The following is a 24,396-nucleotide window of genomic DNA, read 5'->3' as shown; positions in this document are numbered from 1 at the left end:
CGGGTGTACTGGCCGGAACGCCCGCCGGGTTCAGGGCCCAGGCACACGGCGGCTCCATCGCGGCCAGGACCACCGACGATCTTCCGGGCATCCACTGCTGCCTGCGGTTGTTCACACACGGGTTGCCCCCTCTCCATACCCACCCGCAACCCTAAGCCGCTACAGGCCCCCACGTGCCCAAACCGGTGTACCGGACCTCACGTCGCACCTCACTGAGGATCCCCCTCGTGCAGTCAGGGCGTGTCGTCGATGAGCGCGGTGAAAAAGTCCGGGGACGCTCCCGGGCCGGGATGGTGCGGCTCCCACTCGATGTCGATATCTCGGTCCTCGAACGTCGTCTGCAGGTAGTCCTCGGCCCAGCGCTTCGCCAACTCTGCGTCATCGGGGCCGATCCGATCCGTCGTCTCGTAGACGACCGTGTCGGCGTCGGCGCCGTGCCGGAGGGTCCAGGCGGCGTCCATACTCCCCTCCGCCTCGTACCCGAGCGTCCAACGCGGCTGTTCAACGGTCTCGTTCATGCCCGTCCTCTCCAGGTGTGTGCGCCATGTTGCCGGACGGCGCTTACATCGCCCGGCCGGTCACCCGATTTCCATCCCCGCTGTGCCTGAGGCGCACCGAAGAATCTCCATAACTGGTGCCAACGCGGCTGCTGCAGATATCAGCTGCCGCGTGAGAGCAAGCCTCTTCCCGGCCCTGGAACCGGTCTGCCGCCACACCTGCACTGTGCACGGATGGAGGCGCGGGAGCGGCTGGATGAGGCGGCCGAAGTCTTCGTGGCGCTGACCTGCGGGTGGCTGGATAGGCGCCCAGGGCTCAAGCTGGGTTGAGCGCCCGGCGGCTGCAGGGCGGTTCGGCTCGGGCGTGGAATCGGCGTCGGGGGCACACAGCACGGCGTCCGGCTCTACTGTCGGTATCAGCCTGCGGCCTCAAAACCCTCCCGGCGTGCCGGCCGCGGTCCAGAGGGCGTACTGCCCCCGCACGTACGTGCGGGGGTCGTGCGATCTGATTCCGATGTCTGGTGTCGCATCGCTCGTGTCGTGTTCCTGATCGTGCTGGAGGAGTGCGGCGGCAGCAGCCCGTGCTTGTTCGGCGCGGTGTGCGGGCTGGTCGTCCGGTCCCCAGGCCAGCAGCCACCGGTCGGCGACGGCCGCGGTCTGCAGCAGCTGGGAGCGTCGGTCGGCCGGTGTCCAGAGCTGACCGCTCAGCTCAGCGAGAGCGTGGGATTCCCCCAGCTGCCGTGCCAGAGCGATGTGCTGCCTCAGCGAAGGTGCACCGGGGTAGGCGGGCTGCGCATAAGTGTCGTCGGTGAGTGCTATCCCGATGCTGGCTGCCCGGGCGAGCGCGGGTATGCGGTCGACCACGCACGCGCCGCCTACCGCGTGGGCGGCCAGGACCTGGTGGGCGCGCCCGATGGTGTGGAGAATCTGCGCCTTGAGCTCGACGTTCCCGTGCTCCAGCTGCTCGACCACGGCGGCGAGATGGGAGGCCAGCTTGCCCGGTGGCGCTTTCGGAAGGGATTCCACGGTGGCGACGGCGGTCGGCGCATCGACCAGGAGGCGCGCGGCCCTGGCGAGCGGAGTGCGCCGGATCGACGGGGTGTCGTCGCCTGCCGCCTGGTGAAGAGCGCACGCGATCAGGGCCTTCACCCCTGCGGTGTGCTCTTCCTCGTAGCCTTCGGCCGGCGACCAGTCCTCCACCCGGACACAGGAGTGCCAGGATTCGAGTCCGGCGGCCCACGTCGTGCACTCAGTCCAGCGGTCGGGGAAGACCGCAGTGCGGAGCTGAGCCGCAATCACGTCAGCATCCATGGGCAGCACCTTAGACGGTCGGGGTGCCGGGAGCCGGAGCAGTGGACCCGATCTGGTCTTCCGCTTGCAGCGCCCTGGGTAGCGCCACGGCTGTCCGCAAGGGTGCTCTCGCGAGCTGACTCACCCGAGGCCGGGGCAGCCGCCTCGAACGGGTAACGCGCGCATGGGAGTTGGCTCGCCGGAAACCATCCGTCCTCAGGGGGGAGTTACGGCAGTGATCGCCCAGCAGTCGAGCAGTCGCGGGCGGACGAACGCGGTCAGGGAGCCGTATGCAGTGGTGTACGCCCGGGCGATGCGGGTGTGACGCAAGTGGACGGCCAAGGTCAAGTGGGCCAGGGCGCAGGCCTCAGTCCACTCCTGGCTGCTGCACTCGTGCAGCCGGGCCGCGTCGGCTTTCGTGAGCATGTCCGTGACGTCGGGGGGCGGGGTTCTCAACTTCTCCCGAAGCGGGGCGGTGGAGGTGTCATCCGGGTTCAGACGGGCAGCGAGGTCCGCCAGGTCCAGCGTCATCAACGGGTCCCCCCGGGGCGGCTCCCCGGCATCGGTCGTCGGCAGTCGCCCGCTGATGGCGGTGTCGTGAAGCAGTTGCCACAGTGCCAATCCGACTGTGCGGGCGTCACACTCGCCGCGGAAGTCGAGGACCAGGCGCTCGAAGAGTGTGCCGTGGTGAGGCAGCGCCCAGGCCAAAAGCCCCCACGAAAACAGGGCTGAGCGCAGCAGCAGCGGCTGCGCCGGGTCGCTCAGCTCAAGGTCGTCCAGACGCCGGGCCCCGGGGAAACCGACTGCCGGAAGTAGGGCCGCTGGAGTGCTGGGGCGGCCAGGCACGTCCGAGCCGAGGAACAGCCATAGCCACGCGCCCTCTACGGTCTTCGGGATACGGAAGGGCGCGTCGTCCGGGATGCTGCCGTACTTGGCGAGGGCGTAGAGCTGGCGCACTGCGGCGGTCGGCAGACCGCTGTCGGTCCAGGCGTGGTTCTGGGGACAGCGGATGACGGCGTCGCGGGCCCCCGTGCGCAGGGTGAGGCCAGAGGTGGTGTGGCACCACGGGCAGGCGACCGGCTGTTCGTGCTTCTTCCAGTTCTCCGGATGTGTCACTTGCATGGTCAGGCCTGCGGGGACCTCGACAGTGAGGTCTTCGGGATCGAGGGAGTCGATCCAGCGCCGGCTTTGCGTCACCAAGTTTTCCCTTCTACTGCTCGGCTAACTCTGGAGCTTGACGTGCTTGTCGGCGCCGAAAGGCGACCGGCCTGGGTTTCGGCCAACCGGGACCGAGGACACCCGACCAGGGATCCGGCACGGTGCTCTGCCCGCCCCGTAAACGGCCGAGCAGTCCTCGGGAAACGGCCTTGCCCTGCTCACGCGGTATCTCGGCGTCGCTCTCAGAGTTCCGCCGCCGAAACGGTACGCGGCGCGCCGGGGACGTCGTGACCGACGTACTGGGTGAGCTGGGCCTGGAGTTCGGTCAGTGCCTCAAGTGCCCGTCGTGTCCTGGCACGGGCCACCTCATAGCGCGGCCACGCGTGCAGCTTGGAAGGATCGGGCCATGCCCGATCTGCGAGGTCCGTCGGCTCATCCTGGCCGGGCAGAGCATGCTGGGCGCAGAAGTCTGCCCAGCTCTCACGGGTCAGGGAAAGGTCCGAAGCCGCCCTGCCCGCCTCGATGGCGGCCGTGAACAAGGGATGATCGGGTTCGAGTGCAGTGAACAGCTCCTCGACGACCCGGTACACCTCGGCACTGTGTTCGACGACCTCCCCGACCCCCTGGTCCAAGTCGTGCTCCCCGTCGGTGTACATCCATACCAGCGGAGCCAGGTCAGCGAGCGCGAGCTGCGCTCGGCGGGCTGCCACCTGCTGCGCGGATTCGCCCCTTCCGGGCCTTCCCCGCCTCCATCGGCTCCACCTCACGTCTGCCCCGCTCCTCTCGCATGGTCCCCCGCGTCTGTCAGACACTCTGCCAGTACGCAGACGACCTCAACCAGGGGCCGCCCAACGTACGCCGGGGTCGGTCAGGGTCAGGCATCCCGCGGTCCCTGCCCGGGCGGAGTCATCCGGCCGACCAGTTCGTACCACCGCTCGATCGGGCAGACGATGGTCGCGGCCCGGGAGGAGGACATCCGCAGCATGACCTCGTCGCCGCCGGGCAGGAGGGCGACCTCGAGATGGTCGACCTCTCGCGTCCCCCACGCGTAATACCAGTCCAGGCCACTGTCGTCCTTGAAGGTCGCGACGACCTCGGCGGCGACGGCTGCTGCGAACGCCTCCTGGGCGGCCTTCGGGATCCGCACGGTGGCCATTTCGGGTTCAGGGAGGTCCGTCACGTCGTGTCGTCCTTCGTCGGCGGTACTCACATTGGGCTTGTCTCGGCCCGGGATGTCCTGCCTGCCGGTGCCGCCCGCGTGCGCTGGCACACCGGGCTTCAGGGGCGGATCAACTGGGCCTCCTCGGTGAGGTCGAGGAGGACATCGAGATGGGTGCCGATCGGCTCCCGGGCGGCAAGGTGGTCTTGTTCGGTCTGGAGCGCCGGCGGAGTGCATCCGGCGGCGAGCGCCTGCAACTCGGTGTGCAGTCGGGTGGCCGCCTCCGTGGCCGGTTCTGGTCAGCACCTCCGCCGCTCCCCCCTCAAAGTTCTCGGCCCCACGGGCAGTGCCGCTTCACCCCGGTACGTACGTCGATACGGGGTCGCCACGATCATGCTGTGCTTCGGCATGCGGTGCCATGCCTCCGCGAATTCACGTGAGGTCGGGGACGCAAAGGAAGCCTGAATCGGGCGGTTTGACCCTTGCGTTCCCGTTCTGGCGTTGGCGCCGCCGCGGGACAGGGCGCTGCCCGCCCGTCATCTGCCATTTCTTGAAAAGGCGTTGGCGGTTGGAGGGGTTCGCGGGCGGCCTCTACGCTGTGATCGACGAGAGAGAGCCGCGCATTCGCTGTCCGGGCGGAGCCGGCGAAGGAGGGGGCCGGAATGGGTGCGCACCAGCACGGGTCGGTGGAGCTGCCCGGGGGACCGACGGACGCCGAGGGGCGGGCAGTCAACGAGCAGCTCCTCGGCGCGTTGGTGGGTGCCGCGCTCAAGGGCAGCGAGTGCGTGGCCGAGCATCTGGACGAGGTCGCCGCTGACCTGGCCTGTCTCGTCCGGCTGGTGAGCTTCTCCCGGCTGACGGCGCTGCGCGTCTATCGCGGTGAGCTGCCCGGGTTCATGACCGATGACGACGACGGTTTCGGCCCCTCCGCTCCCGAGCTGAAGCGTCTGGTGCGGGCCGTCACCGCCGGTGAGCCGCTGTTCGAGCTGTGCGAGCAGATGACACCCGCAGAGCGGCGGGCCGCGGCCGGCGATGCGCTCGACTTGCTGATCGGCCACCTCACCGTCGCGCACTCGGAGGGCCTCGATGACACGGAGACGCTGGCCCAGCTGTGCTGCGCGATCGGCCTTGTGCTGGTCGGCTGGTCGCTCCAGGCGGCGCCGATGGTTGACCGGGAGCTGACCGAGACCTGGCAGAAGTACCAGTTCGGTCAGCGTGAGGCCGGGCTGAAGGGCACCGGTGCTGATGCGGTGACGCTGCTCCTCGGCGCGGTGCTCCACCATCAGGCTCGCAAGGACGAGGTGAGCACCGAAACGATCAAGGGCCTCGTCTTCACCCGCGCGTTGCCGGTACTGAAGGACCTGGAGCGGACCGAGGAGATCCTGCGCGTGTTCGTGGCGCCGCCGGACGCGGACGCCACCACCGCGCCGATCAAGCGGCTCGCCCGCCGCGACCGCGCCTTCATCACCGACCTGTGCAGCTATGCCCGCCACATCCTCACGCTTCATTCCAGGAACTGCCCGTACGGGCTGCGCGACACAGGCCACGAGTGCTCCGTCGAGCACCGGCTTGCCGCGGTCAGCGGCGGCAGCCAGACCCCGGTGTCAACCCCCTCCCCCAGCACGCCAGGAGAGGGACGCCGTGTCGCGCTGCCCCGCATCGGCTACAGCGAGGACCGGCCCACCGAAAGCGCCCCCAAGAGCCAACCCGACGATCACATGTGGCAGATCAACGTCGACCGGATCCTGCTGACACGGTGGGACGCCGACGTCGCCCGGTGGAATGAGAACATCTCCGAGGACTCCTCCATCAGCGGCACCCCTCCCTACGACAACGAGACGGGCCTGGAGGCGTTCGCCTGTCCGGCCTGCACGAGCCGGGAGAACTTCCTCGCCGAGGGGCGCTGGGGTGATCCGCTCACGCTGCACTGCAGTTGCGGCGTCACGATCATGTCCCCTTTCGACGCGGACCCGAACGACCTGGGCCGTCGCGTCCTGAAGCGGCTGATCCTGTGTGAAGCCGATCCGGCCTACGGCGCCCGTCGACTCATGCCCTCGCTCGCGGAACTCCAAGAGCGCGAGCGGAGCCGTCGTTCCTCCCGGTCCTACCTGGGCCCCGACGCCGATACGGTCGAGCTCGCCGAGGCGATCGACCTGGAGCAGGGCGATCTCGCGCAGGCCCTGACGACGGTCCTGCGCCCGCGGCTGCCCGAGCGGCACGGCGGTAACGCTCTCACGCTCCTCCTCCTCAAGATCACCTACGTGCTGTCGGCCCCGGCGGTCCGGGACAGCGACGACGGCACTCGACTGGCCACCGCCGCACGCGCCTTCCTCGCAGACCTGAAAGAGGAAAGCGACCGGTGGGCCCCGAGCCGACAACTTCTCCTGGACCGGCTGCGGTCCTGGCAGGGCGCAACAGGCCCGGAGGCGTGGCAAGCGGCCTGGGCCCGCATGCTCGATCTGGCCGCTCCCTGGTTCAAGGACTACCGGGTGCGGGACGGTCGGCTGCGCGACGGCTGCGCCGCCCTCGCTCTCGCCCAGTACTTGCTGGCCCGTGAAGCCGACACCGGCGTCGACCAGATCAGCAAGGACCAGGTCCTCGCCCTGCTGCCCTCCCCCGCCACGGACGGTGCAGCCGAACCCGCGGTCGAGGCACCCCACCTGTGGGCCGCACGCCTCGAGGCGCTCGGCCACGACCTCGACGCGGACGACGATCCCGTCGCCGGAATGTGGCGGCATTTGTGCACCCCGGTACGCGTCCACCCCTACAGCGAGCAGTTCGTACCTGCGCTGACGGCTGGCCTCGACGCCGTGATCGGCCCGCGCTCTGTCTACGACATCCGCTTCTGACGCCGCCCGCGGGCGCCGCTGTCTGCCGACCACTCCAGGAGATCCTTCGTGCGCTACGACCTTGCCGACGTCTTCACCGACGCTCCCTTAACAGGCGGCAACCAACTCGCCGTGTTCGCTGACACCCCCTCAGCCCGCGACGGCCGGCTGATGCAGGCCATCGCGCTGGAGATGAACCTCTCCGAGACCGTCTTCCTTCAGCCACCCGAGGCCGGCGGCGACGCACGCGTGCGGCTCTTCAGCACCGTCACCGAGGTGGACTTCGCCGGCCATCCCCTACTGGGCACCGCGGCCGTTCTGGCCCAACACCACGATGACGACGCGCTCACCGTGCGGCTGGAGACGAACGTCGGCCCCGTCCCGGTCACCACACAAAGACTGAGCGAGGACCGCTTCACCGCGTGGATGGACCAGCCGCTGCCCACGATTTCCCCCATTCCCGACAGCCAGGCCGAAGACCTGGTGGACGTCCTCGGCCTCAAGCGCAGCGTGCTGCCCATCACCCTCTACAACGCGGGCATCCCCCACCTGTACGTGATGGCCGAGTCCCCCGATGACGTGCGCGCCATCGAGCCCGACTTCCCCGCCCTCGGACGCGCGGCCGGGCCCGGGCGCGCCCGCATCAACGTCTTCGCGCTCACCGGCGCGACCACGGCCGTCACCCGCATGTTCTCCCCCTACGACCGTGTCCCCGAGGACCCCGCGTGCGGATCGGCGGCCGGCCCACTCGCCGCCCACCTCGTACGCCACCAACTCCTCACGTCCGGGACGGAGATCGTTCTCAGCCAGGGCGAAGCCGTGAACCGGCCATCCACGCTCCGGGCCGTGGCGCAGGCCGACCAGGACGAGATCGGCTCGATCCGCGTCGGCGGCGGTGTCTGCCTGATCGGCTCCGGCCGGCTCCGCCTCGCCACAACGGACCGTCCGTACCCGAACTCCCCGGCAACTCACCTCGCAGATGAGTAGATTCGGTGCGGCGGTCTCCTCGTCGGGGCCTCCTGGCCGACGCCCTTCAGCATCAGCCCGCCCGGGACGACCGCAGTGGCACCCGACGCCGACGAGCCGCACCGGCCCGTCCGACCCAGCCGTAGGAGGAGCTCATGCAACAGCGCGCACACCACCCGTACCCCTACTGGGGGTGGGCTGTACTCAGCGCCGGCCTCGGAGCCACGATCATGATGAACGCCGACAGCACGCCAGCCTTCGCAGTGGGATGGGCCGGCCTCGCGCTCGGCCTGGTCTACCTGGTCGTCGCCAACCGATCGCTGGCCCGACAGGTGACGTCCGTGAACCATGCGCAGCCGGAAGGCGGCGAGGCAAAGGCGGGCGCCGGTGCGGCATCCTGGCCGACCCCACGCCTGCGCACCCGCTTTAAGCCCGGAACCGACGCAGACACCCACGAGTAGTGCCGATGGGACGACCTCGCGATCCGCGAGATGACGGAGGAACGCCCGGTGGAATGGACGCAGGCGGTGGAACGCGCCGACCAGATCGCAGCGTTGGGGCATCACCCGGCCGACACGTGGGACGGGCGGGCGATTCGCGGTGTACTCGCGGTGGCCCTTGCATGCCTGGGCAAGCGCCAAGGCCGACCAGCGGCCGAGGTGGAGATCGGCAGCATCCTTTGGCATCTGGACCAAGGGCCCTCAACGGTCTACGAGCTCGGTGCGGAGGCCGGGTTGGGAGCTGAGGACGCGCAGCCCGGGGAAGCCGCCTCCGAGTGGGCTTGGTTGATCCGTCGGTGGCCGAGGGAACCCGCGCTGGCCAACAGCGGAGGAATGCCGCGCGGGATCGGGCGGGGTTCCTCACTTCCCGCGGTCGACGTGGTGACGGGCTGGGCCAGCTCGCTGGCGCAGGTGGCACTCACCGCCGAGCGGCCGGCGGGCTATACGCCACGTACGCCGGTGCGGGTGGTCCGCGGGGAAGACGAAGGGCGGTGTGGCGAAGTGGTCGCCGCCGCCTGGCTGATGGACGACGAGAACCGCACGGTGAAGCCCGGACCGCCGCCTGGCTACGAGGTTGTCCTCACAATTCCGGGGCAGGAAGAAGGCCCGCGGCGCGTGGTGATGTCCACGCTCGAAGGGGAGATCAGGATGGAGGCCCCAGGCCCGCACGGCGAGCGCGTCATCGTACGGACTGACGATCTCGTCCCGCACGACCAGTAGCCCCGCGCCGGCGGCGACTCCTCGGCATCCAACATCAGGCGTTTCAGGTCAGCACGCCACTGCGCTCGGCAAGGCCGCGCAGCTCAGTCGAGGTCGGCCCCGAGCCCAGCAGGCTGGAGACATCGCCTGGTTGATGCTCCGCGACGGCCCGCTGTCGTCCGCCAGCTCCCTCGGCGCGGTGGTGCCGAAGGATGCTCCAGCACAACGCGCAGGTTCGATCGCTGCCGAACACCCCGACGCGCATTGCGCCGTACGGATCGTGCAACTGACGCGGTGAGCGGTGCCCCGGGGCGGTGGTTGTCCGTCCCGGGGCAGCCGTGCTCAGCTGCAGGCAAGGAGCTGGTCAGCTTCCCGCCGGCAGATTCCAGTGCCTGGTCGAGGTGCTCGGGCTGTCAGCCGCTGGCGTTGGCCACCGGATCCTCCGCCGACCACGCGAGCGGCCTCGGTGAGGACTTGGCTGGCCTCGACGGCCTCCTGGCCGAGACCCCGGCGACCAGCAGCGCCTTTCCATCCTGCTCGGCGCCAAGGACGACGACCGCGCGGTCGTGCGGGATCCGGGCCACTACGTCGGCTGCGATCCACGCAGTTCCTCCGGGGCGATCCCGGTGATGCGGCGGGCCCGGGCTGTCCCCGGCGGGCTGGGCTTGGCTCGCAAGGTGTTCGGCCTGCTGGTATAGCTCGGCCGCGCGTAAGCCGGGCGAGCTCGTCTTCGGCGGTGGCCAGTGCATCCAACCGCTTGCGCAGGAAGTAGCGAGTCGCGCATCAAGATCACTTCAGGCCGGTCCATGCCGGGTCGAGTACGGCGGGCAGGATCTCGGCCGGATCGGCAAGAACCTGGTGGGCCCCGGCCTGGCGGAGCCGTTCGGAGCTGGTGAAGCCCCATCCGGCGCCGAGCGCGGTGACTCCGGCGGCCAGGCCGGCCCGGATGTCGGACTCCGTGTCGCCGAGGAAGACCGCGTCCTCGGGCGCGACGGACAGCTTGCGCAGCGCGAGCAGGATCCCGTCGGGGGCGGGCTTGAGCGGGGCGTCGTCGCTGCACACGATCACATCGAGAAGGTCGAGGATCTCGGGCCCCAGCAGCCAGGGGACCCGGCGCTGTGTGCGCGAGGTGACGAGCCCGGTCGCGATTCGCTCGGTCCGGAGCGCGGTGAGCGTGCCGGGGACATACGGGAACACGGTGGCGGCGAGGGTGGCGGTCGCGGCAGCCGCGTCCCAGGCTTCCTCGTTCAGCTCGCCCTTCGCCCCGAGATCGGCGAGTACCTGCTCATGCGAGCTGATCGCCGCGTCCTCCGGCAGGTCGGCGGGGCTGATCCGCCGACCGAGGTGGAAGGTGGCGAAGCCAGCGAGAGTGGCGCGCATCGCCTGGTGGCTGTCGGCGAGGACGCCGTCGAGGTCAAAGAGCGCGGCGCGCTTCATGCCCGCTCACTCTCCTGCAGGCTCGGAAGGTCGGCTTCGGTCAGCAGGGAGTGGCGGGTGACGTTGTGCTCGGCAAGCATGGTCCTGCCTCCGGGGCACCCCAGCACGTACAGGGCGCCCGCGACCCGAGCCCCGGCGATCCGCAGCGTGCGTGCCGTGGTCTGCATCCGGGTGCCGGACCGGCGCCGGAAGCGGTCCGTTCCTGCTCACACAGCGACATGGAGGCCCAGCCAGGGCGTAACCCACAGGCGATGGATGCGGAGAGGGTGAGCCGCAGTAGGGCTACCGGTTCTCGTCCTGCGCTCAGCCGGCCACGGGCGTGCCGTAGCGGCTGCGGTACGCCTCCTCGAACGCCCGGTGGAACGCCTGCTTCTTCGTCCCCTCGGCGACCTTCGCACGCACGTCGCGCCCGCGCTCCCAGTAGCGGCGCCCGGCCTCGGTGGCAAGTACGGCCTCGGCAGCCGCAGTCAGGTGGGCGGGCGTCAGCCCGCCCGTCTCCCACTGGATCTCCAGCGCGGTCACCCGGGCGTTCAGATACAGGTGGGTGCGGATCTCGTCGTCAGTGAGCCCGTCGAGCCGCTCGGTCGCCCACAGGCGGGCCAGGTCCGGGTCCGTGGCTGCGTGCCGCAGCAGCTCCACGTGCAGCTGCAGCGCCTGCACCCGCAGCTCCTCCCGGGACTGGGACCGCCGCTGCAGGACGGCGACGATGACCAGGGCCACGGCCACGATGTTCAAGGCGAAGCTGGCGAGGAGCGCGGCAAACACGAGTACCCCCAAGGGACGTTGAGTGGGCCGGTGAGGTGAGCATGGTGCCGCTCGATCGTCCCCGGCCGGGCCGGACACGGCAAGACCGCCACGGACTCCGGCGCAAACCGGCCGCCGAGCGGCGCGGCCCCGTACGCATCGCGTCATGAACTCGCTGAGAGACAGCGCCTGTTGACAGTAGGTTGGGCGAGAACTACTGGACGCAGGTCGGGAGGGTGTTCTCCGTGAAAGATGGCGACCCAGCACAGCAGGCATTAGGCAAGATCGACACCTCAGTGCCGCATTCGGCGCGGATATGGAACTACTGGGTTGGCGGCAAGGACAACTACGAGGTCGACCGCACAGCCGGAGACCAAGTGATGAAGGTGTTCCCGGGCATCGTTGACGACGCCCGGCACACCCGGGCGTTTCTGGCACGTGCTGTCCGCTACCTTGCAGGCGAGGCGGGCATCCGGCAGTTCCTCGACATCGGCACGGGCCTGCCGACCGCCGACAACACTCACGAAATCGCCCAGCGGGTAGCGCCGGAGTCGCGGATCGTCTACGTCGACAATGACCCTTTGGTGCTCGTGCACGCCCAAGCCCTGCTGACCAGCCACCCCGAGGGAGCCTGCGACTACATCGATGCCGACGTACGAGCCTCGGACCGGATCCTCGCGGGAGCCGCCAAGACGCTGGACTTCAGCCGTCCCATCGGACTGATGATGCTGGGGATTTTGGGCAACGTCCCAGACTACGACGAGGCGCTGGAGGCACTGAAGCACCTGTTGGACGCTCTGCCCTCCGGCAGCTATCTCGTAGTCAACGACGGCACGACCACCAACGTGGAACGCAACGAGGCTGTCCGTCAGTACAACGAGAACAGCGGCAGCCCTCATCCCTACACCAACCGCAGCCCAGAACAGATCGCCGCCTACTTCAGCGGTCTGGCCCTTGTAGAGCCCGGCGTGGTGCCCACCTCCCAATGGCGGCCCGAACCGAACCCGTGGCCCACCACCGACGTCGCGGTGCTCTGCGGAGTCGGCCGCAAAATCTGACGCCTCTTGGCTCAGCGGATACCTGGACCGGAAGCGGTGGAGGCGTCAGGTGTCTCACATGCTCGACGAGGCATTCCCTGTCCGACAGCGCGGCGAGGTCGTCAGCAAACAAGGTGTCAGCTGGCCCGTGCGAGTTCGAGGAGTTCGTCGACTCGCCGACCCGAAGCAGGTGGAACCCCTCCCCGATCACCGAGCCCCTGCCGGAAGAGCAGTGGGAGACGGCGCGGGCCCTGCTCGCCGAGGAACTTCCCCAGATGGCCCGCGAGTTGATCGCAACCCGGACGGGCGCCCTGGCATCCGGGCATCCACGACTACCTCAGCGGCCCGGTCGGCTCCCGCCGCGCCATGCTGCGGCTGCTCGACCCGCCCGGCGCCGAAGGCACCATCGAATCGTACGCCTGGAACATCGCCGGGCCCGCCTGGGAGCCGGTGGAGTCCACCGGCCGCGAAGAGGCCATGGCCCTCTACCCGTTCGGCATCGAGATCTACTACCAGGACCTGATCGCCGTCTTCGAGGGCCGGGCTCAGATCTGGGACGTCGTCGGCGGCTCGTACCAGGGCTGGCACATCGGCGAACCGCTCGACTCCCCCGTCTACGCCCTGTTCGCGGTCTACGGCGAGCACCAGCGCCCCGACCTGGCCGCCCGCTGCTACGAGCACAGCCTCACCGCGCTCGGCCACACCCAGGGCGCCGCGGCATGAACACCCAACTGGCCGGGCCACTCGCCGGTGCCGCCCGCGTGCGGCCCGACGGGTGGCTCGCCACCCCGCTCACCACCGACCCCGCCCGGGCAGAGGCCCAGGCCCGCTCCCTGATCTACCGCCATCACCCGGCCGCGCCCGGGCCGGTGCGCTGTCTGACCGCCCGCTACCGCACCGCGACCTTCACGCTCGGCACCCCGCCCCGCCAGCTCCTCAAGCGCCACGGCGACGAGGCCGCCTACCTAGGCGAGGTCCTCGCCTACCAGCTCCTGGAGGGCGCACGGGTCCTGCCCGAGTTGCACAGCGCCAGCGACACCAGCCGCACCCTGGTGGTCGACTTCCTCGACGAGGGCGCGGACATCGACCACGAGGACGGATTCGAGGAGCTGATCGCCACCGTCGCGGGCCATCCACACCTCACCAGCCCGGTGGCCCCAGCACACCGCCGAGACCATGAGCCGCTGGCGCCTGGTCAATGCGGCCAACTCACCCGCACCCGCGTGGGTTCGAAATCCCGCCGCATGGCGGGAGCTGCTGCAGCTGACCACCGCCGCCCACGGCGACGACCACGTGCCCCTCGGCCACCTCGACCTCAAGACCGACCACTGCCGACGCCGCCCCGACAAGCGCCTCGCGCTCATCGACGCCGAGACCCTGCGCCCAGACCTGACCGGACTGCCCGACCTGATCACCCTCGCCTACCTCGCGCAGGTGAACGGGCGTGCGCTGTCCCCGCGCTGGACCCGCCAGGCATACCGTCGTCACACCAACGATCTCGGCGCCCAGTGGAGCGACGCCGGCCTCGTGCGCGCACTGATCGCGTTCGCCGAGGCCACCGGTCTCACCTCCCTCCACGGCGCCGACCAGTGACCGACGGAGGCACCCGTGTTCAACGGCATCCGCGCCATCATGATCTTCGCCGAGGACCCCGAGAAGTCCGCCCGCTGGTGGGCCAGCGTCCTCGAAACCGAGGTCCACCTCGACGTCGACGGCAGCTCCGTGTACGCCTGGCTCGATGTCGCCGGCGTGGAGTTCGGTTTCCACCCGCTGGAGGAGAAGCGCAACCGGCGCGGCGGCAGCCCCGTGCCGTACTGGTCCGTCGACGACGTTCACGCCGTACGACAGCGCCTCCTCGACGCTGGCTGCACCCACCACCGTGGCCCCCTCGACGTCGGCGACGGCACCGGCCGCAAGATCGCACAGCTCACCGATCCGTTCGGCAACGTGATCGGCATCGACGGTTTCTGACATCCCCGGAGGGCATCCATGCGCCACTGGCCGCTCACCCAGCTCACGCTCACCACCCCCGATCTGGTCCTGCACGTCCCCGACGATGACCAACTCGACGAGCTCGCGCAGGTGGCGGCCGACGGCGTTGTCCCACCGGGCGCCGTGTACTTCCCGCAGCCCTGGGCCTCCGGCACCCCCGAGCAGACAGCCCGCAACGTCGTTCAGAACCACTGGTGGGCCCGCGGTGACTGGCGCGAGGACAACTGGCGCCTCCACCTGGCCGTTCTCCACGACGGCCAGGTGATCGGCCAACAGAACCTCTCCGCCCGCGACTTCCGCGTCACGCGCGAAGCCCGCACCGGCTTCTGGCTCGGCCAGCGTTTCCAGGGCCGCGGCTTCGGCACCCAGATGCGCGCCGCAGCCCTCCACCTCGCCTTCGTCTGCCTCGGCGCCGAGCGCGTCACCTCCACCGCCTTCGCGGACAACGCCGCCTCCCGCCGCGTCTCCGAGAAATTCGGATACCAGGCCAACGGTGTAAGGCGCCTCGCCGTCGACGGCCGCCTGGTCGAGGTCCACGAGGCGGTGCTTACCGCCGAGACGTGGCGCCGACAGGACCAGCAGCCCGTCTTGATCAAGGGATTCGACGAGTGCCGCCACCTGTTCGGCCTGAACCCGGAGCCCCCGGAGCCGGGACCCGTCGACATGATCCTGCACCTGTAAGACGAGCCGTCGGCCTCCATCAACTTCCTCTACCGAGCACGAGTTCACCATCAAATCGGTACCCCACGACGGCGCTTTCGCCTCGTGGAACGAATTCCCGGACTGCGTCGACGGCCTGCACGGACTGAGCCGCTTTCGCCGCACGTGGACCCGCCGTCTCAATAGGTGATGTCGCCCGTCACCGCGGCGACCATGACCGTGGCGGCCCTGCTCATCGCATACTCGGCAGGCTCAAGCGGCTCCACGAACTCGGCCGCCGGCAGATGCCGCTCCTCCCACTCGTTGACCGTTTCACGCCAGATCTGGTCCTTAGCCTCGGCAGGATGAAGCCCGCTCTGCCGGATGTGTCGGCCGACCCGCTCCTCGTCGAGGACAGGCGGAGTGGCATCGAAGGCACTGCGCATCCGCTCCGCGTACGGCAGGAGTTCGCGCCCCGCCACGGCGTAGGCCGCCACGAGCCGGCGCATCGGTGAGCGGCGCAGCAGAAGACGGACCCACAGGGCCGACAGCATCTGCTCCGCTTCCTCGGTGAGACGCGCATGGTACGTGAAGTGGTGCGTGCGCCAGCGGTCGAACACGTGCCTGGGCGGCGGGAACCAGGAAGGCCGCCGGTCCTCGTCGATCTGCTTGGAACGGGTGAGGAACGTGCCGCCGAGCCTGAGCTCGAGCCGACCGGGGATCCACTCCTGATTCACCAGTGACTTCTCGATCGCGGCCACCTCGGCACGCAGTTGCTGGATCGCCGTCGTAGCCGCATCGGTCGTCATCCCCCTCACCGTAGCGCTCCGTTGAAATCTGGCCTACCACCGACGCCCGGCACAGTCGGGCCCTTCAAGCACGTACGGACGTGATCTCGGCTGCCCGATGCACGATCTCGCAGGTATGGCGTGGAAAGAAGCTGTGCTCGCAGTCAGCGACATGCGCCTGGACAACGAGGACGGCGGTGCCGCCCACGTCGGACAGAAACGCCTCGTCGGCGGAGAGCCGTTTGCCCGGAGCGGCGAAGAACTCCACGGCGCGAGGGGCACGGAAGTCACGCAGAACGCGTCCGGTGAGTCCGGTATCCCGCAGGACGGCAGGGGCATTGGAGTACGTGAGCCGGGGGAGCCTGTCGAGGCCGATGCCGTCCTCGACTGCCAGGTGATGAAGCACCGATCCCAGCACGAAGGAAAGCACAGCCTCTGCAGCAACCGGTGCACCCTCCTCCGGGAACCGCGCCGCCCAGTGGACATTCCAGCGGTTGGTGAACTCCGCAGCCTGCTGCGGCTTCGCCCGGTGCCACCACCCCGCCATTCCGGCACCAAGGGCGACGCAGGCTTCCGGAAGCGTCTGATGCGTGCCGAACCCGCCTTCCTGCTCGAAGCGCACGTACTCCGCCAGGTGCATCAACGCGACATACGCCACGGCCTTCCTGTGGATCTCGGGCATCTCAACACACGCGGCGAGATGAGGATCCTCGGCCTTCACTTTGTGCGCCAGCAACCCGAACGCGGCGTTGTGGGGGTGATCCGGCGTGTATGGGGTGTAGGGAGGCAGGCGGCCGTCGTACATGCGCAGCGGCACGCGACGCGTGATCTCCACCAGGCGTGCGGTGCTCGCGGGGTCAGCGGCGATCTGGTCGAGCAGCGCATCGGCGCACGGCTCGCAGCCGGCGAGAGCCGATGCCGTCAGCTCGCCCAGCAGGAGCTGGTTGACGCCAGGTTCGGCAGGACCGGGCTCGGGCAGCTCGACGGGCGGGTGCTGGTGCTCGCTCACGGTGGGGCTCCCCCTCTTCTAGTTTCACGGATAGCGTAGGCGCGGCCGTTCCGCGCGGTCATCGCCCGGTGACGGAGTGAGGCCCGGGCCGTGGTGCCCGTGCGACTGGACCGTCTCTGCCTCGGTCATCCGGGCCGTGGTATCCGACTGGCCCCTGCGAGCGGCATCTTCACCTGGGGGTGCCGACGCACTCGTGGACGACGAACAGCGCCGCCCGGTATCGCCTGGCGACTGGCCAGGAAGCAGGCCGCCAGTAGGGGCGCTCGCTAGTACTCATCGCCCCAGAGCTCGGCGAGTCGGCCAAGTTCACGGCGCTGCTGCTCGCCGAGAAGGATGTCCGCGATCGTGCTGCCGCGCTCCCAGTACGGGCCGTCGGCACGGGAGCCGGGGTGACGGGGGCCCGTATGACGCACATGGGTGCGCCGAGCGACCGTGTCCACGACGGCCTGCGCGGCCGTGCAGACTCGGTCCCACAGCAGTCGGTCGTCGGGGTGGGAAGAGAGAGCGTTCTGCACGAGCAGCGCCCGCGAGGCACCCCCTTCGTCGTCGAGGTCGGGGCTGAGCTCGAGCGCGTTGTACGGCGACCGTCGCAGCGTGCCGGTGACGCCTTCGTCCTGCGGAGCAGCAAGCGGCACGAACACCGCGTCGCGGAACGACAAGGTCCAGTCGCAGGATCCGCTCGTTCAGAGCCGCCGCGAGCAGGAAGGAGACCAGGGGCCGGACCACCCCGACGTACAGGGCGTTCTCCTCCTCGGAGAACTTGAAGAATTGGTCATGACGGTCCTGCTCCAGCGCTTCCACGTGCAGGCTGATCAGGAGGTCCGCCCAGACCAGGCAGCACTCCCACACGGTCTGGGGGACGTCTGCGCCGCCGGGGGCTCAGCAGGTGTCATGGTCCATCCCTCTCGATCGAGCCCGTGAACAAGGCGTTGTCCCCGGGCTGCAGCTTATGAAGCCGCTCGCGGAGGCGAGGAACAAGGCGATTCAGGCACACGCCGCCGAGGCGTTCCGGCGCCGCCGGGCTTCGTGGCGTGCGCCGGCACCGATCCGGCGTTCCGAGGCGCGGTGCGACTGTTGTCGTCTAGTGTCCTGCCGTGGATGCCGAAGTGATCGCCGCTCAACTGCGCGCCGCTGTCTTCCCGGACCGCTGGACCGAGTGCTCAACATGGGCCTCCGGGCTCCAGTCATGGCACGGCTGCGTCCATCTGGAGCTCTGGTCGCCGACCGAAGGCTTCGAGGACGAAACCGCGGCGTGGGTCCAGGCCCTGGTTGCGTGCGCGCTCCACCAGGCGGCCGGAGACGACACCCCTGCTGTCCGGTTCACCTCCCTGGCCCGAGCCAGCGAGTTGCTGGTGGACGCACCGACCACCGTGGCCATGGTGGATTCCCTGCCGGAGGCTCCACCCGGTGAGCTGGCCTCCTACCTTGCCTCGGTGGTCGGGCAGCTGGAGCAGGGGAACGTGGAAGTCCAGGAGAGCATTCTCCAGATCATCGGCCTCTCCCACGCCGTCCTGGCCAACCACGCCGCCCAGGGCGAGCGCCTGGACGACCGTATACCCGCACTCGCCCGCGCCTCCGTCCTCGGACTGGCCCTCGCCGACGACACCTACTCGCATCCCGCCTACCCGGGCGCTCCGGCGCTGTCGCAACACCTGTCCCTGGTTCGAGAACTGCAGGAATCACAGGATCTGACGGAGCTCAGCGGGCAGGCCCTGACGCCGGCCGACCGGCGGGCCTTGCTCTTGCAGACCGCGGCGTTCACCGACCGGTGGCTGCTGGCCTGGGGGCCGGACGACCAGCCCGCAGAACGGGTCGAGCAGGCCCGGGCTCTCGCCGAGGCGCTCCTCCAGCACGACCAGGACCACACCGCGCCGAGCCGGGCACCGGGCAGTACGCCCGAGCCTCGGGATCCCTGTGCCTATGTGCGTGAGCAGTACGCCCTCTGGAGGGCCACGGCCTGACGTTCCTGGTCGACCAGACCCTGGCGTAGCCGACTCGGTCGGCTCAGGCCGTCGCTGGTGTGCCCCGGGCACCAGGAAGAAGCCGCCCACTGGCGCACGCCGATCGCGGATCCAGGCCGGACGTTGACGGCTCAGTCCGATGGGCGACTGGACGACGATCGGGATCATCACCCAGGCCGTGTCGGCGTCGCACCCTGACACACGGCGGGCCCAGGGGCAGGCCGCGTCGAGGACACTGGGTCCTGGCGGCGTTGCCGCGGGTACCGAAGAGTCCAGGTACCTGTCCGTGACGAGTCCGGGTCACTGCGCGGCCGCGGGCCTGGCCAGCCACAGCGTCATGTGGCGGCCGCCGCCCGACGACGGCGGCCAGGCACGCGGGGGCCGGCGTCCGAGTGCCGCCGCGACCTCGCCGACCATGGCATGGTTGCCGACTGGATCGGCCAGGGTCGCCAGGAAGGGGAAGTACCAGCCGAACGTGCTGCCGATGAGCTCGCTGAGCTCCTCGCGCGTGGTCTGCTCGCCCGACGGTTTCACCGGGAGCAGGGATACGGCGGCGGTCGCCTCGGCAGCCTCGGTCACGGTGGAGCCGGACAGCAGCAACTGCCACTCGTAGACGTCCTGGATGCCGGGACCGCGGTGATAGTCCAGGCACAGCAGTTCAGCGCGCTTGTCTGTGGCGTTGTAGTCGAGGAAGGCAAGCATGCCCCCGCCGTAGACGGGCACGCCGTCCTTAATGTCGGTGTGGAGCAATGCCACGCCGTGAACAGGCATTGCGGCCGGGAGATCTACAGGAGCGAGATCCGCACGGGCCCCCGGGTCGGGCAGCCAGTCCAGAACAACGGCGTTGCGCCCGCGGGATTTCCAGGCGCCGAGTCCCGCAATCACCACAGCATGCTGGACAGCCAGCTCGACGTCCTTCACCGATCCGAAATCGGCGAGGGCGCGGGCGACGCGGCTGTAGGGAACCCAGCACCACTCGGGCCAGCTCCCGTACTCGCGGGCACGGACTTCCTCCAGGTGGTCGAAGATTCCGGGGTAGCGCTGCTGCGCCTCCTCTTCGAGGATGGCCAGCGGCTGGGCGGCGTCCCGGTACAGGCGGGCCGCCCACCGCAGCCCCGGATCGAGCTCCTCATCCCGCTCTGGCAAGAACGCCTCGTCGAGTTCGCCCGGAACGATCCGGTCCGGGTTGCTCAATCCGCCCGTCGCCAGCTCCGGGAGCAGTTGCGCGGCAGCATGTACCCGTTCCCGAACCGCCGCGGCAAGGGCCTCCGTGTTCTCGGCCCTGGCCACTTGTACCCCGCGGTGCTTCGCTTTCTCAGCTGCCAGCGCCCGGCCGAGCTCCGGGTCGGCTCGCTCCTCGCGCACCGGCACCAGGCCGTGCTTGAGCGCGTAACAGGCCGCGATGATCGCGCGGATGGCCGGGGCCGAGTCCCGGTCTGAACCGTGGAGCTCGGCGAGCGGCACCAGCCGGGCGTCCACCAGGGGCACGAACGGCAGGTGCATGTCTACGTGGAGCATGAGCGGGCCGAAGAACCGTTTGCGGTACTCGGCATCCGCCCTGCTGGTCCGGCCAGCAGCGATCTCACGCTCGACGAAGGCCTTCGTGTCCGTCCACCAGGTCAGGTGGACGCCGTCTCCGAAGCCGTCCATGGGCGGGCCCCAGGTGGCTGCCGTGATGATGCCCTCGTCGGCGGACACAGAGACAGGCGAGGCGAAGAAGACCATCCCGGCAGGCGACGGCACAAGGTCAGCAGTCACGGGCATCAGAACGTCGAGATCGTCTGCCACGGCGCGCAGCGCGCTGACTGCCGCGTTGTCGAAGGCGTAGAGCCGCGCATCGGCGATCCGGCGTGCCTCGGCCTTCACCAGTGCCTGGGCCTGTTCCTCGGCGGGTAGCCGCCGCCAGTCCGCCGGCATGGTGTACGAGCTGCCGTGCGCCATGCTCCGGGCGACCACCGTTCGGCCTTCCGGGCCGCGCAGATGCAACAGCGTCCCAAGACGCGTGGCCACGGCGGAGTTCACGAGTTGATCTGGACGATGCGAGGACATGCCTCCGAACTCTAGCCATCGTCGTAGCGCCCGCTCCCCGTGCGCCCTTGCGATTGCAGTGGCACGGCCAAAGCCTCGTCAGCTCCAGCGAGTTCGCCTGGGCGGCCATGGTTGGCGGTTCATTCGAGAACGCCACTACGCTCGTCGGCGGCGTTCTCGTCTCGGGTATGGTCAGCGTATGACAGCCGAGGGGACAGCGAGCAGGATTTCGCATCTGCGGCGCTGGCAGCGCATGGCACTGGCCGCGGTGGCGGGCATCATCGCCGGGTACGGATACAGGCTGGCTGCCGGGGAGTTCGGCGGCTCCTGGAGCTGGACCACGCTGGGCATCACCTTGGCCACGACCGTGGTCGTGCGCTCGTTCCTGGAGCGGGTCGCGCGCGGTCGGTAGCGTCCCCGCCCGACAGCCAGCGTACCTGCCCAACTGCACCAGAGTGGGAGGCTGTTCAGGAGAAGGCGAGCTGGCGGAAGGTGTTACGTACGTCCGTCAGGGGCTGGCGGTCGCGTGTGTGGGCGGCGTCCCGGTACAGGCGGGCCGCCCACCGCAGCGCGGCGACCGGGGATTTCTGGATGGGCGAGGCTGTGCTGACGATCCGCCCAGGTGCCCTCGCCGACGGGTACACCAACGTGGTCTGGGGTGAGATCCACACCCAGCTGGTGAACCTGCCCGGCGGCGAGCTCGCCCAGGTGCGGTGTCTGCGCGAGCAAGGACTGTGGACCCCGATGCACGGCAGGGCGACCCGCAACGCAGCAGCGCACGACCGCACGGCGATGCGCTCCTTGGGATTCGACTGGAGGACCCGGCACGCGGCTGCCCAGGAGGCCGAGACCCATCTCGCCCGACACTGAACGGCGGTACTGGACATGGCCGGAAGGCTGGCTGCCACAGGGCGGATCAGCGGCGACGAGGTATGCGACGTCATGAACCATCACCTGCGGCGGCGAGGCGAGTGGACACCGCCCGAAGCGATCATGCTGCTCGGCGCCCCGACGGCGTGGACGCCGCCTCACCCGGACCCGCGCGCGCCTCGTGACGGCCGGTGCCGCTCGCCACCGCGACTTGACAGTTGCCCTGAACACAACGCCTGGGACAGGATGGAGGATTGCATTCAGGGCAATCCTGTCTGGATGGCGCGATGCGCGCCCAGCCGCTCGACGGCGTACAGCTCGGGGGCGGGGCGCGCTGCACAGGGAATGCCCGCGGCACACTGGACCGCGTGAACGCTCGGGAAGCGACAGATTCAGCGCAAGTGTGAGCGAGAACGACCGGCTGCCGACCGTTCCTGTTCATCGGGGCAATGCTTCCCAGCACGGCCGCCCACTCCCGTAGAGTCGCAGATCCAGGAGAGAGCGGAGGGCGATGGGCAAGGCGAGCCGGGCAAAGAAGGAACGTCGGCAGAACAAGGCGCACAACGGCCGCGGGAGCAGCACCCCGGGTGTCATCATGCCCGGCAGCGGCGAGCACAGCCTGGCCAGCGGCTACACCATGGGCATGTACACCTACGGCAAGAACCTTTTCTCCGGCCAGGCGCCCGAATGGCTGGCGGACGCCGATCCTCTTGATCTGCTCTACATCGGCCTTGCCTGCGAACCCGGCTACGTCCCCGAGGACGGCGAGTACACCCTAGCCAACGGGCGGGAGGCATGGCTGGACATCCTGCGCCCCACCGACCAGTGGGACGGCGTGGAAGATCTGCTGCGCCTGATGGTGCGCTTCTCCGACGAGCAGCAACTGCCCATCGACAGCTCCGACTTCCACCTGGGGTTCGCCCAGCTCCTGGCCGCCGACACCACACACGCCTGCCGCCGCCCCCTGCCCGACGAGCTGAGCCCCTCGCGCACCCTGACCGGACACCGGACCTTCGCCACCCCCGAGGCCTTCGCACGCGCCACCGCCGGCCGCCCGATGGCCGACAGCCACGAACTGGCCGACCTGCTCCGCCTCGCCGAGGTCGACCTCGACGTGCCCTGGGACACCACGCCCCGCGACGCGCTGCGCCTGGGCATGCGCAGACTGCGGCGCTGGAGCATGCCCGACGAGATTCTCCCCGTCATGGCCCTCTTCGCGGGCATCCACGGCTTCGACGACCATGACGCGGCCGACTTCCCCGCCTTCGGGCGACGGGCCGCGGCCTGGCTGACCGGCATCCCCGAAGGCACCCCGCTCGCCGAACTCACCGACACCCTCTGCACCGGCGTGACCGAGCGGCGCCCGGCCGCTGACATCCTGCGCGAAATCCTCGCCCAGCCTCAGGCCGGACAGCCCGTGCCGGAACGGGACTGGGCCTGGAGGTCGTCGATGGGCCTGGCCGCCGTGCGCGAGGCGACCGCACTCGGCCTGCGTCCCCTGACCCGATACGGCCAGGTCGTCCCGGTCGACCCGGTACCCGCAGCGATCATGGCGGCCCTCGAGGACGAGCAGGCGGCGATGGCCGTGCGCAGCATGCAGCGCGACGCCTTCGGCCGCCCCCTGGGCGTCGACCCCTGGTTCGCCCACGCCCAGCAGCTCGTCTCCCGGGAGAACATCTCACCCCCACGGTTCTCCGCCGCCACCGCCTACGCCGCCGAACACACAGGCCTGATGCCACCCCTGCCCGAGGGCTTCACCAACCCCAAAGAGCAGCAGGAGTGGGACGAGGCGATCACCGCCTACCTCCAGCAGCATCCGGACACCGAGCACGACGCTCACGTCGAAGGGTGGCGTCGGGCGCAGCAGATGCTGGCCTTCGAGGCCTTCGTCGCCCACCGCCACCCCAGCGTGGGCCAGGCCGTCGCCACCGAACTACGCACCCAGCCGACCAACTGGCGCGCGGACATGATCGCCAGCGGATTCCCCTCCGACAGCGCCGATGACCTTGCCCAGCCGGACGCCCGGGCACGGGTGCACGAACTGGCCCGGGCCTTCGACGTCACCTCATCCAGCGTCGACGAAGCACTCGACCTGGTGACCGCACATCCCAAGGGGTTCACCGACACCGACAGCCAGCAGTCCGCGCGCGCACTGACACCCGCCCTCTTCTGCGCTCTGACCCACCTGCTCAACCACCCCTGATGCAAAGGCAGTTGTTCAGGGCAACACTCATGCCCACACTGCGCGAGTTCGCCCCGTGCCCCGGCTGGCGTCAGAGCTGCGCCAGCGTACACGTTCACTGTGGCGGCTCATGTCCCTCGTAGACTGCATCACCGAGGGGAGAGCCATGAACAAGCTCACGCGGGTACTTCAGAGTGTTATGCGGCCTGTGGATTTCCTGCCGAGGGCTATCGAGTGCTCGAGGTGCGATGAGAAGAAGGTCACCGACCGGGAATTGATCAGAAGGCTGATCATCTACCGTGATGTGAAGCGCTACTACTGGTGCGACGACTGCAAGGACTCCATTCGACGCATCCTGGACGAAATGTCAGAACCGGAGCTGGACGCACAGTACCGGCCCTACCTTTAGCTACCGGAATTCATCTGCAGTGCACCGGGATTCACCCCGGTGGTGAAGCAAATCATGTTGTTGCGCCTCGGAGAGGCGTGGTGTCGTGCTGGCCGAGCCGGTGAATGCCCTAGTGTTGCGTGTTTGAAGTAGCTTTACGTCTGTGCTTTCGGGACAATGGGGCTGTGTATCTGGCCGCTGCGTTGCAGCTCCGCGAGGGTGAC

The 24,396-nt window shown here is 69.3% G+C and carries 28 protein-coding genes; 14 read left to right on the top strand and 14 right to left on the bottom strand.

The window, feature by feature from the left end; translation table 11 throughout:
• Nucleotides 1–233 precede the first annotated feature (233 nt).
• The 6 genes from ACIBEI_RS41715 to ACIBEI_RS41690 form a co-directional block, all read right to left on the bottom strand.
• Nucleotides 234–518 (bottom strand): hypothetical protein, encoded by a 285-nt coding sequence (locus ACIBEI_RS41715; RefSeq protein ID WP_398896046.1) that lies wholly within the window; start codon nucleotides 516–518, stop codon nucleotides 234–236.
• Between the two features lie 408 nt (nucleotides 519–926).
• On the bottom strand, nucleotides 927–1,808 hold the full coding sequence (locus ACIBEI_RS41710) for a hypothetical protein (protein ID WP_398896044.1): 882 nt from the start codon (nucleotides 1,806–1,808) through the stop codon (nucleotides 927–929).
• Between the two features lie 195 nt (nucleotides 1,809–2,003).
• Nucleotides 2,004–2,984, bottom strand: coding sequence for a hypothetical protein (locus ACIBEI_RS41705; protein WP_398896043.1), 981 nt, complete (start codon nucleotides 2,982–2,984; stop codon nucleotides 2,004–2,006).
• A gap of 203 nt (nucleotides 2,985–3,187) precedes the next feature.
• A complete protein-coding gene (locus tag ACIBEI_RS41700) occupies nucleotides 3,188–3,601 on the bottom strand; it encodes a hypothetical protein (protein ID WP_398896042.1) in 414 nt (137 codons plus the stop codon).
• 218 nt (nucleotides 3,602–3,819) lie between these two features.
• Nucleotides 3,820–4,125, bottom strand: coding sequence for a hypothetical protein (locus ACIBEI_RS41695; RefSeq protein ID WP_398896040.1), 306 nt, complete (start codon nucleotides 4,123–4,125; stop codon nucleotides 3,820–3,822).
• 98 nt (nucleotides 4,126–4,223) lie between these two features.
• Nucleotides 4,224–4,361, bottom strand: a complete 138-nt coding sequence (locus tag ACIBEI_RS41690; RefSeq protein WP_398896038.1) for a hypothetical protein — start codon at nucleotides 4,359–4,361, stop codon at nucleotides 4,224–4,226.
• Between the two features lie 405 nt (nucleotides 4,362–4,766).
• On the opposite strand from ACIBEI_RS41690, the gene ACIBEI_RS41685 reads away from it, so the two are divergent.
• From ACIBEI_RS41685 to ACIBEI_RS41670, 4 genes are all read left to right on the top strand, one after another.
• Complete coding sequence (locus ACIBEI_RS41685; protein WP_398896036.1) at nucleotides 4,767–6,953, top strand: hypothetical protein; 2,187 nt, start codon at nucleotides 4,767–4,769, stop codon at nucleotides 6,951–6,953.
• Between the two features lie 48 nt (nucleotides 6,954–7,001).
• On the top strand, nucleotides 7,002–7,919 hold the full coding sequence (locus ACIBEI_RS41680; protein WP_398896034.1) for a PhzF family phenazine biosynthesis protein: 918 nt from the start codon (nucleotides 7,002–7,004) through the stop codon (nucleotides 7,917–7,919).
• A gap of 209 nt (nucleotides 7,920–8,128) precedes the next feature.
• Entirely contained in the window at nucleotides 8,129–8,359 is a 231-nt protein-coding gene (locus tag ACIBEI_RS41675; protein ID WP_398896033.1) for a hypothetical protein, read from the top strand.
• 30 nt (nucleotides 8,360–8,389) lie between these two features.
• Nucleotides 8,390–9,118 (top strand): hypothetical protein, encoded by a 729-nt coding sequence (locus ACIBEI_RS41670; RefSeq protein ID WP_398896032.1) that lies wholly within the window; start codon nucleotides 8,390–8,392, stop codon nucleotides 9,116–9,118.
• Nucleotides 9,119–9,886: 768 nt separating this feature from the next.
• Here ACIBEI_RS41670 and ACIBEI_RS41665 read toward each other — a convergent pair.
• The 3 genes from ACIBEI_RS41665 to ACIBEI_RS41655 all read right to left on the bottom strand — a co-directional run bounded on the left by ACIBEI_RS41665 (nucleotide 9,887) and on the right by ACIBEI_RS41655 (nucleotide 11,311).
• Entirely contained in the window at nucleotides 9,887–10,534 is a 648-nt protein-coding gene (locus tag ACIBEI_RS41665) for an HAD family hydrolase (protein WP_398896030.1), read from the bottom strand.
• Nucleotides 10,531–10,701, bottom strand: coding sequence for a hypothetical protein (locus ACIBEI_RS41660; protein WP_398896029.1), 171 nt, complete (start codon nucleotides 10,699–10,701; stop codon nucleotides 10,531–10,533). The genes ACIBEI_RS41665 and ACIBEI_RS41660 overlap by 4 nt, the downstream gene beginning before the upstream one ends.
• A gap of 136 nt (nucleotides 10,702–10,837) precedes the next feature.
• A complete protein-coding gene (locus tag ACIBEI_RS41655) occupies nucleotides 10,838–11,311 on the bottom strand; it encodes a DUF6082 family protein (protein WP_398896028.1) in 474 nt (157 codons plus the stop codon).
• Nucleotides 11,312–11,523: 212 nt separating this feature from the next.
• Between ACIBEI_RS41655 and ACIBEI_RS41650 the strand changes: the two genes are divergently transcribed.
• A complete protein-coding gene (locus ACIBEI_RS41650; RefSeq protein ID WP_398896027.1) occupies nucleotides 11,524–12,336 on the top strand; it encodes an SAM-dependent methyltransferase in 813 nt (270 codons plus the stop codon).
• Nucleotides 12,337–12,681: 345 nt separating this feature from the next.
• Nucleotides 12,682–13,038, top strand: a complete 357-nt coding sequence (locus tag ACIBEI_RS41645; protein ID WP_398896025.1) for a hypothetical protein — start codon at nucleotides 12,682–12,684, stop codon at nucleotides 13,036–13,038.
• Between the two features lie 242 nt (nucleotides 13,039–13,280).
• Here ACIBEI_RS41645 and ACIBEI_RS41640 read toward each other — a convergent pair whose 3' ends face one another.
• Entirely contained in the window at nucleotides 13,281–13,448 is a 168-nt protein-coding gene (locus tag ACIBEI_RS41640) for a hypothetical protein (protein ID WP_398896023.1), read from the bottom strand.
• A gap of 43 nt (nucleotides 13,449–13,491) precedes the next feature.
• Between ACIBEI_RS41640 and ACIBEI_RS41635 the strand changes: the two genes are divergently transcribed.
• The 3 genes from ACIBEI_RS41635 to ACIBEI_RS41625 are packed head-to-tail and all read left to right on the top strand — an operon-like array spanning nucleotide 13,492 to nucleotide 14,988.
• Nucleotides 13,492–13,908 carry a hypothetical protein gene (locus tag ACIBEI_RS41635; protein WP_398896021.1) on the top strand — a complete coding sequence of 139 codons (417 nt, stop codon included), beginning with the start codon at nucleotides 13,492–13,494 and terminating at the stop codon, nucleotides 13,906–13,908.
• Nucleotides 13,909–13,923: 15 nt separating this feature from the next.
• Entirely contained in the window at nucleotides 13,924–14,286 is a 363-nt protein-coding gene (locus ACIBEI_RS41630; protein WP_398896020.1) for a VOC family protein, read from the top strand.
• Between the two features lie 18 nt (nucleotides 14,287–14,304).
• On the top strand, nucleotides 14,305–14,988 hold the full coding sequence (locus ACIBEI_RS41625; protein ID WP_398896019.1) for a GNAT family N-acetyltransferase: 684 nt from the start codon (nucleotides 14,305–14,307) through the stop codon (nucleotides 14,986–14,988).
• A gap of 158 nt (nucleotides 14,989–15,146) precedes the next feature.
• On the opposite strand, the gene ACIBEI_RS41620 is transcribed toward ACIBEI_RS41625, so the two are convergent.
• The 3 genes from ACIBEI_RS41620 to ACIBEI_RS41610 form a co-directional block, all read right to left on the bottom strand.
• Nucleotides 15,147–15,755, bottom strand: coding sequence for a hypothetical protein (locus ACIBEI_RS41620; RefSeq protein WP_398896017.1), 609 nt, complete (start codon nucleotides 15,753–15,755; stop codon nucleotides 15,147–15,149).
• 64 nt (nucleotides 15,756–15,819) lie between these two features.
• The gene (locus tag ACIBEI_RS41615; protein WP_398896015.1) at nucleotides 15,820–16,743 is read right to left on the bottom strand and encodes a hypothetical protein; all 924 of its coding nucleotides are present in this window, start codon (nucleotides 16,741–16,743) and stop codon (nucleotides 15,820–15,822) included.
• 266 nt (nucleotides 16,744–17,009) lie between these two features.
• Nucleotides 17,010–17,402 (bottom strand): hypothetical protein, encoded by a 393-nt coding sequence (locus ACIBEI_RS41610; RefSeq protein ID WP_398896013.1) that lies wholly within the window; start codon nucleotides 17,400–17,402, stop codon nucleotides 17,010–17,012.
• A gap of 435 nt (nucleotides 17,403–17,837) precedes the next feature.
• Here ACIBEI_RS41610 and ACIBEI_RS41605 point away from each other — a divergent pair, with 435 nt between their 5' ends.
• Nucleotides 17,838–18,704: a hypothetical protein gene (locus ACIBEI_RS41605; RefSeq protein ID WP_398896012.1), complete on the top strand. Its 867-nt coding sequence runs from the start codon at nucleotides 17,838–17,840 to the stop codon at nucleotides 18,702–18,704.
• Nucleotides 18,705–19,004: 300 nt separating this feature from the next.
• Here ACIBEI_RS41605 and ACIBEI_RS41600 read toward each other — a convergent pair whose 3' ends face one another.
• On the bottom strand, nucleotides 19,005–20,753 hold the full coding sequence (locus ACIBEI_RS41600) for a hypothetical protein (protein ID WP_398896011.1): 1,749 nt from the start codon (nucleotides 20,751–20,753) through the stop codon (nucleotides 19,005–19,007).
• Between the two features lie 178 nt (nucleotides 20,754–20,931).
• On the opposite strand from ACIBEI_RS41600, the gene ACIBEI_RS41595 reads away from it, so the two are divergent.
• The 4 genes from ACIBEI_RS41595 (at nucleotide 20,932) to ACIBEI_RS41580 (ending at nucleotide 24,193) form a co-directional block, all read left to right on the top strand.
• Complete coding sequence (locus tag ACIBEI_RS41595; protein WP_398896009.1) at nucleotides 20,932–21,144, top strand: hypothetical protein; 213 nt, start codon at nucleotides 20,932–20,934, stop codon at nucleotides 21,142–21,144.
• A 179-nt stretch (nucleotides 21,145–21,323) separates the two neighbouring features.
• Entirely contained in the window at nucleotides 21,324–21,602 is a 279-nt protein-coding gene (locus ACIBEI_RS41590) for a hypothetical protein (RefSeq protein WP_398896007.1), read from the top strand.
• A gap of 511 nt (nucleotides 21,603–22,113) precedes the next feature.
• Nucleotides 22,114–23,805, top strand: coding sequence for a hypothetical protein (locus tag ACIBEI_RS41585; protein ID WP_398896006.1), 1,692 nt, complete (start codon nucleotides 22,114–22,116; stop codon nucleotides 23,803–23,805).
• A gap of 109 nt (nucleotides 23,806–23,914) precedes the next feature.
• The gene (locus tag ACIBEI_RS41580; RefSeq protein ID WP_398896004.1) at nucleotides 23,915–24,193 is read left to right on the top strand and encodes a hypothetical protein; all 279 of its coding nucleotides are present in this window, start codon (nucleotides 23,915–23,917) and stop codon (nucleotides 24,191–24,193) included.
• Nucleotides 24,194–24,396 lie beyond the last annotated feature (203 nt).

Origin of the sequence: Streptomyces sp. NPDC050988 (assembly GCF_044456225.1) — a bacterium.
Taxonomy (GTDB): domain Bacteria; phylum Actinomycetota; class Actinomycetes; order Streptomycetales; family Streptomycetaceae; genus Streptomyces.
The sequence above is the reverse complement of the archived record's forward strand: the minus strand, read 5'-3'. Positions and strand labels throughout refer to the sequence as shown.